The 15,178-nt window shown below is 70.5% G+C and carries 20 protein-coding genes; 6 read left to right on the forward strand and 14 right to left on the reverse strand.

Going from position 1 to position 15,178, the window contains the following annotated elements:
• Nucleotides 1-13: 13 nt before the first annotated feature.
• From AB3M81_RS16090 to AB3M81_RS16110, 5 genes are all read right to left on the reverse strand, one after another.
• A complete protein-coding gene (locus tag AB3M81_RS16090; protein ID WP_412904940.1) occupies nucleotides 14-673 on the reverse strand; it encodes a PH domain-containing protein in 660 nt (219 codons plus the stop codon).
• Nucleotides 674-678: 5 nt separating this feature from the next.
• Nucleotides 679-834: a hypothetical protein gene (locus tag AB3M81_RS16095; protein WP_412904941.1), complete on the reverse strand. Its 156-nt coding sequence runs from the start codon at nucleotides 832-834 to the stop codon at nucleotides 679-681.
• Nucleotides 835-910: 76 nt separating this feature from the next.
• Entirely contained in the window at nucleotides 911-1,864 is a 954-nt protein-coding gene (meaB, locus tag AB3M81_RS16100) for a methylmalonyl Co-A mutase-associated GTPase MeaB (RefSeq protein WP_412904942.1), read from the reverse strand.
• A gap of 10 nt (nucleotides 1,865-1,874) precedes the next feature.
• Nucleotides 1,875-3,065 carry an acetyl-CoA C-acetyltransferase gene (locus tag AB3M81_RS16105; RefSeq protein ID WP_412904943.1) on the reverse strand — a complete coding sequence of 397 codons (1,191 nt, stop codon included), beginning with the start codon at nucleotides 3,063-3,065 and terminating at the stop codon, nucleotides 1,875-1,877.
• Between the two features lie 73 nt (nucleotides 3,066-3,138).
• Nucleotides 3,139-3,564 carry a pyridoxamine 5'-phosphate oxidase family protein gene (locus tag AB3M81_RS16110; protein ID WP_412904944.1) on the reverse strand — a complete coding sequence of 142 codons (426 nt, stop codon included), beginning with the start codon at nucleotides 3,562-3,564 and terminating at the stop codon, nucleotides 3,139-3,141.
• Nucleotides 3,565-3,630: 66 nt separating this feature from the next.
• Between AB3M81_RS16110 and mce the strand changes: the two genes are divergently transcribed.
• From mce to AB3M81_RS16125, 3 genes are all read left to right on the forward strand, one after another.
• Nucleotides 3,631-4,077, forward strand: a complete 447-nt coding sequence (gene mce / locus AB3M81_RS16115) for a methylmalonyl-CoA epimerase (protein WP_412904945.1) — start codon at nucleotides 3,631-3,633, stop codon at nucleotides 4,075-4,077.
• An 80-nt stretch (nucleotides 4,078-4,157) separates the two neighbouring features.
• Entirely contained in the window at nucleotides 4,158-5,495 is a 1,338-nt protein-coding gene (ccrA, locus tag AB3M81_RS16120; RefSeq protein ID WP_412904946.1) for a crotonyl-CoA carboxylase/reductase, read from the forward strand.
• Nucleotides 5,496-5,508: 13 nt separating this feature from the next.
• Nucleotides 5,509-6,546, forward strand: coding sequence for a heparan-alpha-glucosaminide N-acetyltransferase domain-containing protein (locus tag AB3M81_RS16125; RefSeq protein ID WP_412904947.1), 1,038 nt, complete (start codon nucleotides 5,509-5,511; stop codon nucleotides 6,544-6,546).
• Nucleotides 6,547-6,549: 3 nt separating this feature from the next.
• On the opposite strand, the gene AB3M81_RS16130 is transcribed toward AB3M81_RS16125, so the two are convergent.
• From AB3M81_RS16130 to AB3M81_RS16140, 3 genes are read right to left on the reverse strand one after another with little or no spacing between them, the layout of a single operon-like run.
• Nucleotides 6,550-7,329 carry an alpha/beta hydrolase gene (locus tag AB3M81_RS16130; RefSeq protein ID WP_412904948.1) on the reverse strand — a complete coding sequence of 260 codons (780 nt, stop codon included), beginning with the start codon at nucleotides 7,327-7,329 and terminating at the stop codon, nucleotides 6,550-6,552.
• Between the two features lie 28 nt (nucleotides 7,330-7,357).
• Nucleotides 7,358-7,630, reverse strand: coding sequence for a hypothetical protein (locus AB3M81_RS16135; RefSeq protein WP_412904949.1), 273 nt, complete (start codon nucleotides 7,628-7,630; stop codon nucleotides 7,358-7,360).
• 50 nt (nucleotides 7,631-7,680) lie between these two features.
• The gene (locus AB3M81_RS16140) at nucleotides 7,681-8,871 is read right to left on the reverse strand and encodes a 3-hydroxyacyl-CoA dehydrogenase family protein (protein ID WP_412904950.1); all 1,191 of its coding nucleotides are present in this window, start codon (nucleotides 8,869-8,871) and stop codon (nucleotides 7,681-7,683) included.
• Between the two features lie 94 nt (nucleotides 8,872-8,965).
• Here AB3M81_RS16140 and AB3M81_RS16145 point away from each other — a divergent pair, with 94 nt between their 5' ends.
• Nucleotides 8,966-9,340 carry a hypothetical protein gene (locus AB3M81_RS16145; protein ID WP_412904951.1) on the forward strand — a complete coding sequence of 125 codons (375 nt, stop codon included), beginning with the start codon at nucleotides 8,966-8,968 and terminating at the stop codon, nucleotides 9,338-9,340.
• On the forward strand, nucleotides 9,337-10,014 hold the full coding sequence (gene nucS, locus AB3M81_RS16150; protein ID WP_412904952.1) for an endonuclease NucS: 678 nt from the start codon (nucleotides 9,337-9,339) through the stop codon (nucleotides 10,012-10,014). The genes AB3M81_RS16145 and nucS overlap by 4 nt, the downstream gene beginning before the upstream one ends.
• A 37-nt stretch (nucleotides 10,015-10,051) precedes the next feature.
• On the opposite strand, the gene AB3M81_RS16155 is transcribed toward nucS, so the two are convergent.
• Together AB3M81_RS16155 and AB3M81_RS16160 are read right to left on the reverse strand one after the other, a co-directional pair.
• Nucleotides 10,052-10,990 (reverse strand): endonuclease/exonuclease/phosphatase family protein, encoded by a 939-nt coding sequence (locus tag AB3M81_RS16155; RefSeq protein ID WP_412904953.1) that lies wholly within the window; start codon nucleotides 10,988-10,990, stop codon nucleotides 10,052-10,054.
• 4 nt (nucleotides 10,991-10,994) lie between these two features.
• On the reverse strand, nucleotides 10,995-11,519 hold the full coding sequence (locus AB3M81_RS16160; RefSeq protein WP_412904954.1) for a ferritin: 525 nt from the start codon (nucleotides 11,517-11,519) through the stop codon (nucleotides 10,995-10,997).
• A gap of 52 nt (nucleotides 11,520-11,571) precedes the next feature.
• Here AB3M81_RS16160 and AB3M81_RS16165 point away from each other — a divergent pair, with 52 nt between their 5' ends.
• The gene (locus AB3M81_RS16165) at nucleotides 11,572-11,754 is read left to right on the forward strand and encodes a hypothetical protein (RefSeq protein ID WP_412904955.1); all 183 of its coding nucleotides are present in this window, start codon (nucleotides 11,572-11,574) and stop codon (nucleotides 11,752-11,754) included.
• A gap of 70 nt (nucleotides 11,755-11,824) precedes the next feature.
• Here the strand turns inward: AB3M81_RS16165 and AB3M81_RS16170 are convergent, their stop codons facing one another.
• The 4 genes from AB3M81_RS16170 to AB3M81_RS16185 form a co-directional block, all read right to left on the reverse strand.
• Nucleotides 11,825-13,819, reverse strand: coding sequence for a protein meaA (locus tag AB3M81_RS16170; RefSeq protein ID WP_412904956.1), 1,995 nt, complete (start codon nucleotides 13,817-13,819; stop codon nucleotides 11,825-11,827).
• A 67-nt stretch (nucleotides 13,820-13,886) separates the two neighbouring features.
• A complete protein-coding gene (locus AB3M81_RS16175; protein ID WP_412904957.1) occupies nucleotides 13,887-14,468 on the reverse strand; it encodes a cob(I)yrinic acid a,c-diamide adenosyltransferase in 582 nt (193 codons plus the stop codon).
• Between the two features lie 36 nt (nucleotides 14,469-14,504).
• Nucleotides 14,505-14,630, reverse strand: a complete 126-nt coding sequence (locus AB3M81_RS16180; protein WP_412904958.1) for a hypothetical protein — start codon at nucleotides 14,628-14,630, stop codon at nucleotides 14,505-14,507.
• Between the two features lie 88 nt (nucleotides 14,631-14,718).
• Nucleotides 14,719-15,165 carry a DUF2550 domain-containing protein gene (locus AB3M81_RS16185; RefSeq protein WP_412904959.1) on the reverse strand — a complete coding sequence of 149 codons (447 nt, stop codon included), beginning with the start codon at nucleotides 15,163-15,165 and terminating at the stop codon, nucleotides 14,719-14,721.
• Between the last annotated feature and the right edge of the window lie 13 nt (nucleotides 15,166-15,178).

Here is a 15,178-nt window from a genome sequence, read left to right on the forward strand (position 1 = left end):
CTAGGAAGGACCGTCACAGTCCCTCGATCGGCTCGGTCCCGTCCGGCTCCCCGGCCGGGTCGTCGAGCCGTCGCCGCTGCAGCGCGAGCCGCTCGCGGCGCCGGGTCTCGCGGTTGACGGCGTTGTTGATCTCGCGGTCGACGCTGAGGATGTCCGGCACGAACCGGATCTCGCGCAGACCCTGCTCCTGGGCCGCGGACTCGAAGACGAAGTGCCCGTACCCCAGGACGCGGCCGAGCGGAGTGCGCGTCATGGTCATGTCGAGGATGCGGTTGATGGGCATCGTGGCGACCCGCACGGTGAGCACGCCGCTGAGCCGCACCACCCGCCAGTTCGTCACGACGAACACGTCGCGCCACACGACGAAGGCGTGGACCCCCGCCGCGGCGATCCCGAGCAGCGAGGCGTACCAGAGCAGCTGCCCGGCACTCGACGGCCGGGCCGCGAGCATGCCGATCGTGGTCACGACGAGGGCGCCGACCGCGAGCGGCAGGGGCCAGTAGACGGCCACGTGCTTCGGCACGACCTGCAGCACGCGCTCGCCGTTGCGCGGGTTGAGTCGTCGGTGCAGGCCGCGGTGGTGCTCGGGGTCGGGGAACGGCTCGCGGAGCCGGCGCCAGAACCGCTGGGACACCGTGGGCGGTGCCTCCTCGATCGCCGGGCGCTCGAGCATGGTGCTCAGACCAGCTCGCCGACGAACACCCCGACCTGGCTGAACGCGCCGAGGGCCGCGTCGACCGCGCCGCGCACGGCGGCTGCCGCGTCCTCGGGGGTGCTGAACAGGTAGTAGAGCGCGAAGCCCACCACGAACAGGATCACTGCCTTTTTCGCCACGGCCCTGTTCTACCGGCTCTGCAACGCCCGTTTACGCAGGCGCGACAGGCGTTTTCGGGTTTCCAGGACCCGTCCGTCACTCCAGTCCCGCGAGTAACGAATCGGCCGCCGCGAACGGATCGACGTCGCCTGCCAGGGCCCGCAGCGCGAGCGTGTCGAGCTCCTCGCCGCCGTCGATGACGAAGCGCCGCCGGACCTGGTCCAACGCGATCGCCTGGATCTCGCGACGCAGGCGGTCCGTGCGCCGTCGGGCCAGCTGACCCGACGTCCGCAGGTGCGCCGCGTGCTCGTCGAGGTGGTCGACCACCTCGGCGATGCCGGTGCCCTCGGTAGCCACGGTGAGGTCGATCGGCCGCTTCCAGCCGTCCTCGCGCGTGGACATCGACAGCATCGTGCGCAGCTCGCGGCGGGTCGTGGTGGCGCCGTCGCGGTCGGCCTTGTTGACGCAGAAGACGTCGCCGATCTCCAGAATCCCCGCCTTCGCGGCCTGGATCCCGTCGCCCATGCCGGGCGCGAGCAGCACGACCGTCGTGTCCGCGAGCCCGGCGACCTCGACCTCGGACTGGCCGACGCCGACGGTCTCCAGCAGCACGACGTCGCAGCCGGCGGCGTCGAGCACGCGGATGGCGTGCGGCGTCGCCCACGACAGGCCGCCGAGGTGGCCGCGGCTGGCCATCGACCGGATGTAGACGTCGGGGTCGGTCGCGTGCTCGGTCATCCGGATGCGGTCGCCCAGCAGCGCTCCCCCGCTGAACGGGGACGTGGGGTCGACCGCCAGCACGCCGACGCGGCGCCCCCGGGCGCGCAGCTCGGTGACGATCGCCGAGGTGGTCGTGGACTTGCCGACGCCCGGCGAGCCGGTCAGGCCGACCACGTGGGCGTGCCCGACGAGGGGCGCCAGGGCCGCGCTGACCTCGCGCAGGTGGTCGGACTCCTGCTCGACGAGGGTGATCAGACGCGCCACCGACCTGGCCTCGCCGGCTTGCGCCCGCGAGACCAGGTCGGTCACGTCGATGGTGCGTGCGTTCACTACCCGCGCATCAGGCCTGCGGGACGCGGATGATCAGGGCGTCGCCCTGGCCGCCGCCACCGCACAGGGCCGCCGCGCCGGTGCCGCCGCCACGGCGCTGCAGCTCGAGCGCGAGGTGCAGCACGATGCGCGCGCCGGACATGCCGATCGGGTGGCCGAGCGCGATCGCGCCGCCGTTGACGTTGACCTTGTCGGCGCTCACGCCGAGCTTCTCGGCCGAGACGATGCCGACCGCGGCGAAGGCCTCGTTGAGCTCGAACAGGTCGATGTCGGCGGGCGAGATGCCCTCCTTCTCGGCGGCCTTGATGATCGCGTTGGCCGGCTGCTCCTGCAGCGTCGAGTCCGGGCCCGAGACGTTGCCGTGGGCGCCGATCTCGGCGATCCAGGTCAGGCCGAGCTCCTCGGCCTTCTCCTTGCGCATGACCACGAGGGCGGCGGCGCCGTCGGAGATCTGGCTGGCGGTGCCGGCCGTGATCGTGCCCTCCTTGGAGAACGCCGGGCGCAGGCGGCCGAGCGACTCGGCGGTCGTGTCGCCACGGACGCCCTCGTCGGCGCTGACGACGATCGGGTCGCCCTTGCGCTGCGGGATCGCGACGGGGACGATCTCGTCGTCGAAGACGCCGTTCTTCTGGGCGGCGGCCGCGAGCTGGTGCGAGCGCGCGCCGAACTCGTCCTGCTGCTCACGCGTCAGGGTGTCGGTGCTCGCGTTGCGCGACTCGGTGAGCGAGCCCATCGCCTGATCGGTCAGCGCGTCCCACAGGCCGTCGTACTCCATGTGGTCGAGCATCGTGACCTTGCCGTACTTGTGGCCCTCGCGCGAGCCCGTCAGCAGGTGCGGCGCCTGGGTCATCGACTCCTGGCCGCCCGCGACGACGACGTCGTACTCGCCGGCGCGGATGAGCTGGTCGGCCAGCGCGATCGCGTTGATGCCCGAGAGGCAGACCTTGTTGATCGTGATGGCCGGGACGTCGAGCGGGATGCCGCCCTTGTACGCCGCCTGGCGGGCGGGGACCTGGCCGGCTCCGGCGCCCAGGACCTGGCCCATGATCACGTAGTCGACCTGGTCGCCGGTGATGCCGGCCCGCTCCAGGGCGCCCTTGATCGCGATGCCGCCGAGGTCGGAACCGGACAGGGTCTTGAGGCCGCCCTGCAGGCGGCCGATCGGGGTCCGGGCCCCGGCGACGATGACGGAAGTGGTCATGGAACGTGCTCCTTCAGTGCGAACGTTGGGGTCACTGTACCTGCGGGTTGCGACGGCCCCGGAGGGCCGTGGCTCACATCACAGGGGTGAGGTCCGGCTCCGGCCCGAAGCGGAAGCGGCGGCCGGTGATCTCGGCGATCTCGATCGCCACCAGGTTGTACTTGAGCGTGGGCAGCCACGAGTGCAGGTCGGCCAGGTTGAGTGCCTCGAGGTCGGCCTGCGTCTCGACCTTGCGGGCGACGCCCTTGGCGACCACGCTGCTGGCGCGGTCGGCGTCGACCTCGTCCACCTCGAAGGCGACGCGGCTGTCCATCACGACCCCGAGCAGCTTGGTGCCCTCGGCCGTGCGGAACACGACGTGCGTGTCCGAGACCGCGTAGTTGACGGGGAAGATCTCCGGTTGCCCGACGATCGTGATCGCCAGCCGCCCGAAGCTGTGCTCGGCCAGGAAGGACCAGGCCTCGTTCTCGCTCATCCAGGTGATCGCGTCGGTGTCCATGCCTCATTGTCTCCCGCGATGCGGTCCACGTGCGAGGCCTGATTTCCTCGTACTAGGCTGCGCCGCATGACCAGCGAATCGCTCGTTCCCGGCCACCTGCTCACCGCGATCGACCACGTCGGCATCGCCGTTCCCGACCTCGACGACGCCATCGAGTTCTACTCGCGCGTGTTCGGCCTGGAGTCCGTCCACGAGGAGGTCAACGAGGAGCAGGGCGTCCGCGAGGCGATGCTGGCCGTCGGCGACTCCGGCTCGTGCATCCAGCTGCTCGCGCCGCTGAGCGAGACCTCCACGATCGCGAAGTTCCTGGACCGCAACGGGCCGGGCATCCAGCAGTTGGCGTACCGTGTGAGCGACATCGACGCGGTCTCGACCACCCTGCGCGACCGCGGCGTGCGCCTCCTGTACGACACCCCCAAGCGGGGCACGTCCGACAGCCGCGTCAACTTCGTCCACCCGAAGGATGCCGGAGGCGTGCTCGTCGAGCTGGTCGAACCCGCCGCCGCCCACTGATCCCTCCCGGCTCGCGGCCGAAGTTTCCGGCCAGTAACATCACCGCAAACCTCCTGCACCACCGACGCGAAGGACCTTCAGTGCAGCACATCCTCGACGCCATCATGTCCGGCGATCGCTCCGCCGAGACGTTCCAGAACCTCGACCTGCCCGAGACGTACCGGGCCGTGACCGTCCACAAGGACGAGGAGACGATGTTCGAGGGGATTCCCTCGAGGGACAAGGACCCCCGCAAGAGCCTGCACGTGGACGACGTGCCGCTGCCCGAGCTCGCCCCGGGTGAGGCCCTCGTCGCCGTCATGGCCAGCGCCATCAACTACAACACCGTGTGGACCTCGATCTTCGAGCCCGTCTCGACGTTCCGGTTCCTCGAGCGCTACGGCAAGCTGTCCGAGTACACCAAGCGCCACGACCTGCCGTACCACATCGTCGGCTCCGACCTGGCCGGCGTCGTGCTCCGCACGGGCCCGGGCGTCAACGCCTGGCAGCCCGGCCAGGAGGTCGTCGCGCACTGCCTCTCGGTCGAGCTCGAGAGCCCCGACGGCCACGACGACACGATGATGGACCCGCAGCAGCGCATCTGGGGCTTCGAGACGAACTTCGGCGGCCTCGCCGAGCTCGCGATCGTGAAGTCGAACCAGCTCATGCCGAAGCCGGCCCACCTGACGTGGGAGGAGGCCGCCTCCCCCGGCCTGGTCAACTCCACCGCGTACCGTCAGCTGGTGTCGAAGAACGGCGCCAACATGAAGCAGGGCGACGTCGTGCTGATCTGGGGCGCCTCGGGCGGCCTGGGCTCCTACGCGACGCAGATGGCCCTCAACGGCGGCGCCATCCCGGTGTGCGTGGTCTCCAGCCCCGAGAAGGCCGAGATCGTCCGCTCGCTCGGCGCCGAGCTGATCATCGACCGCTCGGCCGAGGGCTACAAGTTCTGGAAGGACGAGCACAACCAGGACCCGAAGGAGTGGCAGCGCTTCGGCAAGAAGATCCGCGAGCTCACCGGCGGCGAGGACCCGGACATCGTGTTCGAGCACCCGGGCCGCGAGACCTTCGGCGCCTCGGTCTACGTCACCCGCAAGGGCGGCACGATCATCACGTGCGCGTCGACCTCGGGCTACATGCACCAGTACGACAACCGCTACCTGTGGATGAACCTGAAGAACATCAAGAGCTCGCACTTCGCGAACTACCGCGAGGCCTACGAGGCGAACCGCCTCATCGACAAGGGCCTCATCCACCCGACCGTCTCCAAGACGTACCGCATGGAGGAGACGGGACAGGCGGCGCTGGACGTCCACCACAACAAGCACCAAGGCAAGGTCGGCGTGCTGACGCTGGCTCCCGAGGAGGGCCTGGGCGTGTCGGATCCCGAGAAGCGCGCGAAGTACATCAACGAGATCAACCGCTTCCGCGGCGTCTGATCGACCGCCGACGATGACGCGAGTCCGCGGGCTGGACGCCGCCCGCGGACTCGCCCTCGTCGGCATGATCGTCGCGCACCTCGACACCCGGATCGACTTCGATCCGGGTGTCGTCGCGTCCTGGCGGCACGTGGGCGACGGCCGGGCCGCCGTGCTGTTCGTCGTGGTGGCCGGCTTCTCCCTCGCGATGGCGACGGGCGGCGCGACGCCGCACACCGGCCGCCGGCTGGCGTCCGACCGGCTCGCCGTCTTCGTGCGTGCCGCCGTCCTGGCCGGCATCGGCGCGCTGCTGACCGCGCTCGGCACGCCCGTCGCGGTCATCCTCGGCTCCTACGCCGTCTTCTTCGTCGTCGCCCTGCCGTTCCTGCGGCTGCCGCCGCTCGTGCCGCTCCTGGTGGGGCTCGTGCTCGCCGTCCTCGGCCCCCTCGCGGTGGCCGCGGCGGAGCGGCACCTGCCGAACCTGGCGGCCGACCCGTTCGGGCAGCTGCTCATCGGGTTCCCCTATCCGGCGCTCCAGTGGTCCGGCTTCCTGCTCGTCGGCCTCGCCCTGGGCCGGATGCGGCTGAGCACCTTCGACCTCGCGACGCTCGCCGCCGCCGGGCTCGGCGCCGGCATCCTGCTGCACGCGCTCATGCTCGACGTCCGGGACCGCGTCGTGGCCGCCGCTCCCGCGCCGGACGACCTGCTCGCGGCCGTCCTGGCGCCCGACCACCGGTCACGGAACGTCATCGAGGCGAGCTCGGCCCTCGCCATCGCCGTCGCCGTCCTGGCCCTGCTGGTGCTCGTCACGCCGCGCCTGGGGAGCCTGCTCTTCCCCCTGGAGGCGGCCGGCCGGATGGCCCTGACCCTCTACGTGGGGCACGTCGTGGCGTACTGGCTCGTCATCCGGGCCGACCCGGCGATGGAGACCGGCTCCGGCCCGCTCGCCGCGTGGACGATCGTCGTGGCGCTGGCCGTCGCGACGCTGTGGTTCACGCGCCTGCGTCGAGGTCCGCTCGAGGGGGCGCTGCACCACCTCGTGACGGTCACGACCGGTCCGCGCCCCGCCTGAGGCTCAGCGCGGCGTGTCCTTGAAGACCGCCGTCGTGCGGTCGGCGTAGGCAGACGAGTCCGCCCGCTCCATCGGGCCGTCCCACTCGGTCGGCAGCGGCAGGGACACCGCGGGGTTGAGGCGCGCGACGATCTCGTCGAGCACGCGCTCGGTGTCGCCGACCCACAGGTGCTTGGCGCCGTCGACCGCGACGACCTCGGCCTGCGGCACGGCGGCGAAGCGCTCGCGCGCCTCCGCCGGGCGCAGGTAGTCGTCGAACTCGGGCACCAGCGCGGTCAGCGGGCGGCCATCGGCGGCCCACGCCTCGAGGTGCTGCGGCTCGCTGAACCGCAGCGGCGGTGACAGCAGGATCGCGCCCGCGACGTCGGGCTCGAGGCCGTACATCAGCGCCAGGTCCGTCCCGAACGACCAGCCGACGATCCACACGTTCGGCAGCTCGGCGAACTCGGCGTACTCGATGGCCGCGGCCACGTCGAACCGCTCCCCCACCGCCTTGTCGAACTCGCCCTCGCTGCGGCCGCGCACGCTCTCGGTGCCGCGGGTGTTGAAGCGCAGGACGGCGATGTCCGCCAGCGCCGGCAGGCGGTACGAGGCCTTGCGGAAGACGTGGCTGTCCATCATGCCGCCGTGCGTCGGCAGCGGGTGCAGGCAGATCATCGTCGCGACGGGCGGACGGTCGAGCGGCAGGGCCAGCTCGCCGACCAGCGTGAGGCCGTCCGCGGTGGTGAGCTCGATGTCCTCGCGGCGCGCGGGCAGGACGGAGGATCCGGTGATCTTCTGCACGTCCCCATCTTGCCGGACGGCCCGACGCTCAGCCCTGCCGCTCCCAGCAGCGCTGGTGCCAGTGCCGGCGCTCGTTGATGCCGTCGCGCTCCAGCAGGCTGGGCACGTCGGGCCACACGACGAAGTGCGGCGTCGCGGGCGCCATCAGCTGGTCGCAGCCGGGGCATCGATACGGCTTCTCGGACGTGGCGCCGGTGATGAAGCGCTGCCAGAAGTCGCCACTGCGCTTGTGCACGAGCTGCTCGCGTGGCGCCGGAGGCTCCCGGCGGGCCGCGCGGGCGGCGGCCTTGCGACGCGACATGGCCCCGATCGTACCGATCGGGGCCATGTGCGCTGCTGGTGCGGTGGGGCTCAGTAGGTGTGGAAGCCCGCGCCGGTCTTGCGGCCGAGCCTGCCCTCGGCGACGACCTGCTTGAGCGACTCGGCCGGCTGCCAGCCCTCGTGGCCGAACTCGCCGACGAGCGTCTCCTGGATCGCCAGCGAGACGTCGTTGCCGACCACGTCGAGGAGCTCGAACGGCCCCATCGGCAGCTTGGTCTCCTTCATCGCCGTGTCGATCTGCTCCATCGAGGCGGCGCCCGACTCCTGCAGCTTGATCGCGTCGTTCAGGTACGGGAACAGCAGCGCGTTGACGATGAAGCCGGCGCGGTCACCGCAGGAGACGGGGTGCTTGCCCGTGGCCAGGCACAGCGCGCGCACCGTCTCGTCGACGTCGGCGTCCGTCGCGTCGGTCGTGACGACCTCGACGAGCTTCATGACGGGAGCCGGGTTGAAGAAGTGCATGCCGATGACGTCGGCCGGACGGCTCGTGGCGTCGGCGCAGGCCTTGATCGACAGCGAGGAGGTCGTGGTGGCCAGAATCGCGCCCGGCTTGCAGATGCGGTCCAGGTCGCGGAAGAGCTCGAGCTTGATGTCGAGGTCCTCGGCGATCGCCTCGACGACGAGGTCGACGTCGGCCAGCGCCTCGCGCTCGGTGGCGCCGGTCAGGCGGCCCAGGATCGTCTCCTTGGCGTCCGCGTCGAGCTTGCCCTTGGCGACGGCACGATCGAGGTTCTTGGTGACGTAGCCCAGGACGCCGTCGAGCTTCTCCTGCGAGCGACCGACGTACACGACCTGGTAGCCGGCCTGGGCGAAGACCTGCGCGATGCCCGAGGCCATCGTGCCGGTGCCGACGACGCCGACGGAGCTGACGGGGCGCTTGACCTGCGGCACGTCCGCGCCGGCCTCGTCCCCACCGGTGAAGGAGAGGCCCTGGTCGGCGGCCTCGACGAGCGCCGCATCGGGACGGTGCAGGGGGTCGCCGGTGGTGGCGAACTGCTCGTTCAGGCCGTCGACGACCGTCTTCGCGCCGAGCGCGTCGATGAGCGCCAGGGGGCCGATCGGGTAGCCGCAGCCGAAGCGCATGCCCGCGTCGATGTCGGCGGCCGTGGCGTAGCCGACGCCGTACATGTTGGCGGCGTGGTTCAGGTACGGGAAGAGCAGTGTCCGGGCGATCCGGCCACCCTCGTCGTCGGCGGTGACGCGGTCGACGATCTCTGCCATCAGTGTCTCCTTAGAGGCTTGGCCCGCCGGTCCCAGCCCGCCGAGCGTTCGTGACAGACTAGCGTGACAGTTCCGGTGTTCCGATGGGAGTCTCATGTCCTCACGTCTGTTCGTGGCGGCCCTGGCCGCCGTCCTGCTGAGCGGCCTCGCGGGCTGCGCGAAGGACGAGCCGTCGACGGCGCCCGAGACGAGCAGTCCCAGCCCTTCGCCGACCGCCACGGTCGAGTCGGACGACCCCCGCTCGGCCCTCGTGGGCTCGTGGCGCGCGAACGACGTCGACTGGACGGTGCACTTCGCCGAGGACGGCACCTTCACCGAGGACTTCGAGGGCAACGTCGACTTCCGCCGCGGCACCTACCGCGTCGAGGACGGCATCGTGCTGCTCGTCGGCGACGACGGCAACACCACCGAGGGCGAGCTGAGCGGCGAGACGATCAACTTCGAGCTCGGGATGCTCGAGCGGCTGTGAGGATCGTCGTCGCACGCTGCCAGGTCGACTACGCCGGTCGCCTGACGGCGCACCTGCCGCTCGCCCCGCGCGTCATCATGGTCAAGGCCGACGGGTCGGTGCTCGTGCACGCCGACGGCGGCTCCTACAAGCCGCTCAACTGGATGAGCCCGCCGTGCACGCTGCGCGAGGGCGTGGCCGAGGACGGCGTCGTCGAGTGGACCGTCACCGCGAAGAAGACCGACGACACGCTGCGCATCCGGCTCGAGGAGGTCTACAGCGACTCCCAGCACGAGCTGGGCGTCGACCCGGGCCTGCAGAAGGACGGCGTGGAGAAGCACCTCCAGGAGCTGCTCGCCGAGCACACCGCCACGATCGAGGACGGCATGTCGCTGGTCCGGCGCGAGTACATGACGGCCATCGGTCCCGTCGACCTGCTGTGCCGTGACGCCGCGGGCGTCGCCGTCGCGGTCGAGATCAAGCGCCGCGGCGAGATCGACGGCGTCGAGCAGCTGACCCGCTACCTCGAGCTGATGAACCGCGATCCGCAGCTGCGGCCCGTGCGCGGCATCTTCGCGGCGCAGGAGATCAAGCCGCAGGCGCGCACCCTCGCCAAGGACCGCGGGATCGACTGCGTCGTCGTCGACTACGACGAGCTGCGCGGCCTCGACGACCCGAGCCTGCGCCTGTTCTGACCGCTCCCGATCCTCCCGCGGTCGAGGAGCGGGTGGGTCAGCGCGGGCAGACGCGCAGGTCGGCCCAGACCGCGCGGTGGTCGGAGTGGTCGATCTCCTCGGTGCCCGCGTCCTCGACGCTCAGACCGCGCACGAGCACGTGGTCGATGTCGGCGAACGGAGGATAGGAGCGCTGCAGCGGCCACGTCGCGGTGGGCCACAGGCCGGCCGTGTCGTACATGCCGCGCTTCGCGTCGCGGAAGGGCGCGTGCGCCGACGAGGCGTTGAAGTCGCCCGCCATCACGAGCGGACGGCCGCGCTGGGCGCGCTGCCACTCCCCCAGCTCGAGCAGACCCTCGCGCCAGTGGTCGAGCGATCGGGGCACCGGCGGCTGCGGGTGCACGCCGCGGACGAGGACGCTGCGACCGTCGACGTCGACCGACATCGCGGGCTGCTGGAACGTGACGGCGTCGCCCTCCGGCACGTCGACGCGCGTGGCGGGGTACCGCGACAGGATCACGGTGCCCGCCGGGCTCCCGCCCTCCACGGTCTGGGCGCTGCGGTGGGCGAACCGGCGGCCCGGCTCCGTCGCGACGAGCGCCGCGATCATCGCCTCGTCGACCTCGGTCACGACCAGCACGTCGATGTCGTGCCGCTCGACCGCGTCGGCCAGCTGGGCGACGTCGGCGTGCCCGTACTTCGCGTTCAGCGCCATCACGGCGAGGCGCTCCTCGCCCGGCTCGCAGCCCGGCCGGTTGCTGACGTTGAGGATCGTCACGAGCGCGACCGCGATGACCACGACGTTCGCACCGAGGGCGAGCCACGCGCGGGTGAGCAGGCTCAGCACGAGCCCGACCACCGCGAGCGCGATCCACGCCCGGCCGAGCGACTGCACGGGCGGCAGCCACGCGGGATCGATCCGGTCGACCCACGGCGTCGCGGCCAGGAGCAGCAGCCCCACCGCGGCGACCGTCAGCAGCAGCCGGACGTACTTCACGGGATCAGGCGCCCGCGATTGGCGGCGCGGTCGGGTCGGACTGCTCGCCCTTCTCCTCGCGCGCGATCCAGTCCTCGATGCGCTCGTAGTCGTCCTTCGAGCGCGTGACGACGGCCAGCAGGTCGCTCATCTTGGCGACCTCCTCGACCTGCTCCTTGATGAACCACTGCATGAACTGGTCCGAGGCGAAGTCGTTGTCCTCGCGGGCGATGCGCGTGAGCTCGTTGATCTGCTGCGTGACGCGCTTCTCCTGCTCGAGTGCCACGGCGACCGGCTCGACGACGTCGGCGAAGTCCATGCGAGGAGCGGCGAGCGCCGGGATCACGACGGGCTGGTCCTGGTCGAGCAGGTACTGGACCATCATCATCGCGTGGTCGCGCTCCTCGAGCGCCTGGGCGTAGAACAGCGCCGCCATCTGCGGCATCGTGAGCGCGTCGAAGTAGGTCGCGATGCCCACGTACTGCTGGTGCGCGCTGAACTCGTGGCCGATCTGCTGCTGCAGGGCCGAGACGAACTGCTCCGAAGCCATGTTTCCTCCTTGGGCTAGGTGACCCTAACCTCACGCTGATACCGTTGCGGTCGTGCCGAAGCCGCCGAAGAAGAAGTGCTGCGTGAGCAAGCCGCGCTGCAAGCGCTGCCCGATCCGCATGATGGCAGAAGGCACGCTGCCCGACGGCTACACCGTCAAGAAGCGCAAGCTGGTCAAGGTCAAGAAGAAGGACAAGAAGTCCTCCAAGTCCTCGACCAAGCCGCTCGCCGCTTGATCCTCCGACGTTTCGAACGCCTCCGAGCCTAGGGCTCGGAGGCGTTCGTTTCCACGAAGGACAGGCGTGCCTACGACTCGTCGACCGGCAGGTCGTTGGCCTTGCGGATCTCGTCGACGACGCGCGACATGATGTCGGTCATCCCGAAGTCCTTGGGCGTGAAGACCGCCGCGATGCCGGCGGCCTCGAGCTTGCGCCCGTCGGAGTCGGGGATGATGCCGCCCACGATGATCGGCACGTTCGTCAGGCCGGCGTCGGCCAGGCCCTTCTGGACGCTCGGCACGAGCTCCATGTGCGAGCCCGACAGGATCGACAGGCCCACGACGTGCACGTCCTCGGCGACGGCGGCGGCGACGATCTGGTCCGGCGTGAGGCGGATGCCCTGGTAGATGACCTCGAAGCCGGCGTCGCGAGCGCGCACGGCGACCTGCTCGGCGCCGTTCGAGTGCCCGTCGAGTCCGGGCTTGCCGACGAGGAAGCGCAGGCGGCCGCCCAGCTCCTCGCCCGTACGGCGCACCTTCTCGCGCACCGCGGTCAGCTCGGCTCCGGCCTCGGCCACTCCACTCACCCCTGCCACGCCCGTGGGCGCCCGGTACTCGCCGAAGACCTCGCGCAGCGCGGCCGACCACTCCCCCACGGTGGCGCCCGCACGCACCGCGTCGAGGGTGGCCGCCATGAGGTTCTCGGACGTCTTGGCGGTCTGCTGGACGACCTCGAGGGCCGCGTCGACGGCGGCCTGGTCGCGCTGGCTGCGCCACTGCTGCACGTCGGCGATCGCGTTGGCCTCGGCCTGCGGGTCGGCGACCATGATGGCGGCGTCGAGATCGGCGGTCAGCGGCGACGGCTCGGTCTCGGTGTAGCAGTTCAGGCCGACGACCTTGATCTCGCCGGACTCGATCTTCGCGCGGCGCTCGGCGTGCGACGTGACGAGCTCCTGCTTCATGTAGCCCGAGGCGACGGCCGCGACGGCGCCGCCCATGGCCTGCACCCGGTCGATCTCGGCCTTCGCGCCCTCGACGAGCTCGGCGACCTTGGCCTCGATGACGTGCGAGCCGTCGAAGATGTCGCCGTACTCGAGCAGGTCCGACTCGTAGGCGAGCACCTGCTGCAGGCGCAGCGACCACTGCTGGTCCCACGGGCGCGGCAGGCCGAGCGCCTCGTTCCACGCCGGCAGCTGCACGGCACGGGCACGGGCGTTCTTGCTCAGCGTCACGCCGAGCATCTCCAGCACGATGCGCTGGACGTTGTTCTCGGGCTGGGCCTCGGTCAGGCCGAGCGAGTTGACCTGCACGCCGTAGCGGAAGCGGCGCATCTTGGGGTCCTGCACGCCGTAGCGGTCGCGCGTGATCTCGTCCCACAGCTGGCCGAAGGCGCGCATCTTGCACGTCTCCTCGATGAACCGGACGCCCGCGTTCACGAAGAAGGAGATGCGGCCGACGACCTTCTCGAACTCCTCCTGCGGCACCTGGCCGGAGTCCTTGACCGAGTCCAGGACCGCGATGGCCGTGCTGAGCGCGTACGCGATCTCCTGCACGGGCGTCGCGCCGGCCTCCTGCAGGTGGTAGCTGCAGATGTTGAGCGGGTTCCACTTCGGGATGTTCGCCACCGTGTAGGCGATCATGTCCGTCGTGAGGCGCAGCGACGCCTCGGGCGGGAACACGTAGGTCCCGCGCGACAGGTACTCCTTGATGATGTCGTTCTGCGTCGTGCCGGCCAGCGAGGACGCGTCGGCGCCCTGCTCCTCGGCGGCGACCTGGTACATCGCCAGCAGCCACATCGCGGTCGCGTTGATGGTCATCGAGGTGTTCATCTCCGACAGCGGGATGTCCTCGAAGAGGCGGCGCATCGCGCCCAGGTGCGGGATCGGGACGCCGACCTTGCCGACCTCGCCCCGGGAGAGCTCGTGGTCGGGGTCGTACCCCGTCTGGGTGGGCAGGTCGAACGCGACCGACAGGCCGGTCTGGCCCTTGGCCAGGTTGCGGCGGTAGAGCGCGTTGGACTCGGCTGCGGAGCTGTGGCCGGCGTAGGTGCGCATCACCCACGGGCGATCAGGCTGCACTGACATGCGAGTACAGTACCGCCCGCCGCGGACGCCGCGCGGGCACCCATCCAGCGGGCGAAACGGGGGTTACTCAGGCGCCGGCGCGCTCGCCGCCCGGCACCCACAGCACGTCGCCGCGCTCGCGGTTCGCGTAGCGGCCCAGGATGAACAGCAGGTCGCTCAGGCGGTTGAGGTACTTCGCCACAAGGACGTTCACGGTCTCGCCGTGCTCCTCGATCGCCGCCCACGCGGCACGCTCGGCCCGGCGCACGACCGTCCGGGCGACGTGCAGCTGGGCCGCGGCGGGCGTGCCGCCGGGCAGGATGAACGAGTCCAGCTTCGGCACGGACTCGTTGAAACGATCACACCACTGCTCGAGGCGCTCGACGTAGTCAGGCTCCACGCGCAGTGGTGTGTACTCGGGCTCGGGGACGACGGGGTTGCCGACGTCCGATCCGAGGTCGAACAGGTCGTTCTGGACGTGCATCAACACGGACCGGACGTCGTCGTCCAGCTCGCCGGTCGCCAGCGCGACGCCGATGTGGCTGTTGGCCTCGTCGACGTCGGCGTACACGACCAGACGCGAGTCGTTCTTCGACGTACGGGAGAAGTCGACCAGGTTGGTCGTCCCGTCGTCGCCGGTACGCGTGTAGATCCTCGTCAGGTGAACCATGCGTTCACCCTACGGGGTGAGGTCGGTGACCTCGCATCACATCCAGTCGATGCGGGTGATCTTGAAGGTCGCACCCGAGGTGTCGTCAGCCTGCGCAGGCGAGGCAGCGACGCCGGCAGCGACGGCGAGGGCGAGCAGGGACGCAGCGATGATCTTCTTCATGGAACAAGTGTGAGCGTCCCGCGAAGGATGAGCAAGCGGATCGCCTGTGAAGAAAGTGAAAGATTCGTCTCAGTGGACGACAGTGACCTCACAGGACGTTGTTGACGCCGCGCCCCGGCGGCGAGGACTCGAGCCAGGACAGCAGTCCCGTCAGCGAGTTCGGGGTGAGGGCCAGCTGGCGCACCCCAGCGACGTTCTCGACCCGGACGACGACGTGGCCGTCGTGCAGGGCGTAGGCCTCGGCGCCCTCGGGATCGCGCCGGCCCTCGATCAGGACAGCGCCCCGCTCGAACCGGTGCCGCGGCCGCGGCGAGAAGGAGAACGTGCGGTACCACTCGATCGAGGTGTCGCCGTACACGGCGACGCCGAGCATCCAGCCCTTGGCTGAATGCTCGGCGCCGTGGTTGACGCTCAGCTCGAACGTGACCCCCTTGCGGGCGATCCAGCGTCGACGCGCGACGAGGCCACCCACCAGGAGGATGCCGAGAATGACGATGATCGCGAGGGAGTCGACCAGCCACAGCCACAGCGGCACGGTCAGGACCTCG

Origin of the sequence: Aeromicrobium jepli (genome assembly GCF_047246605.1) — a bacterium.
Lineage (GTDB): Bacteria > Actinomycetota > Actinomycetes > Propionibacteriales > Nocardioidaceae > Aeromicrobium.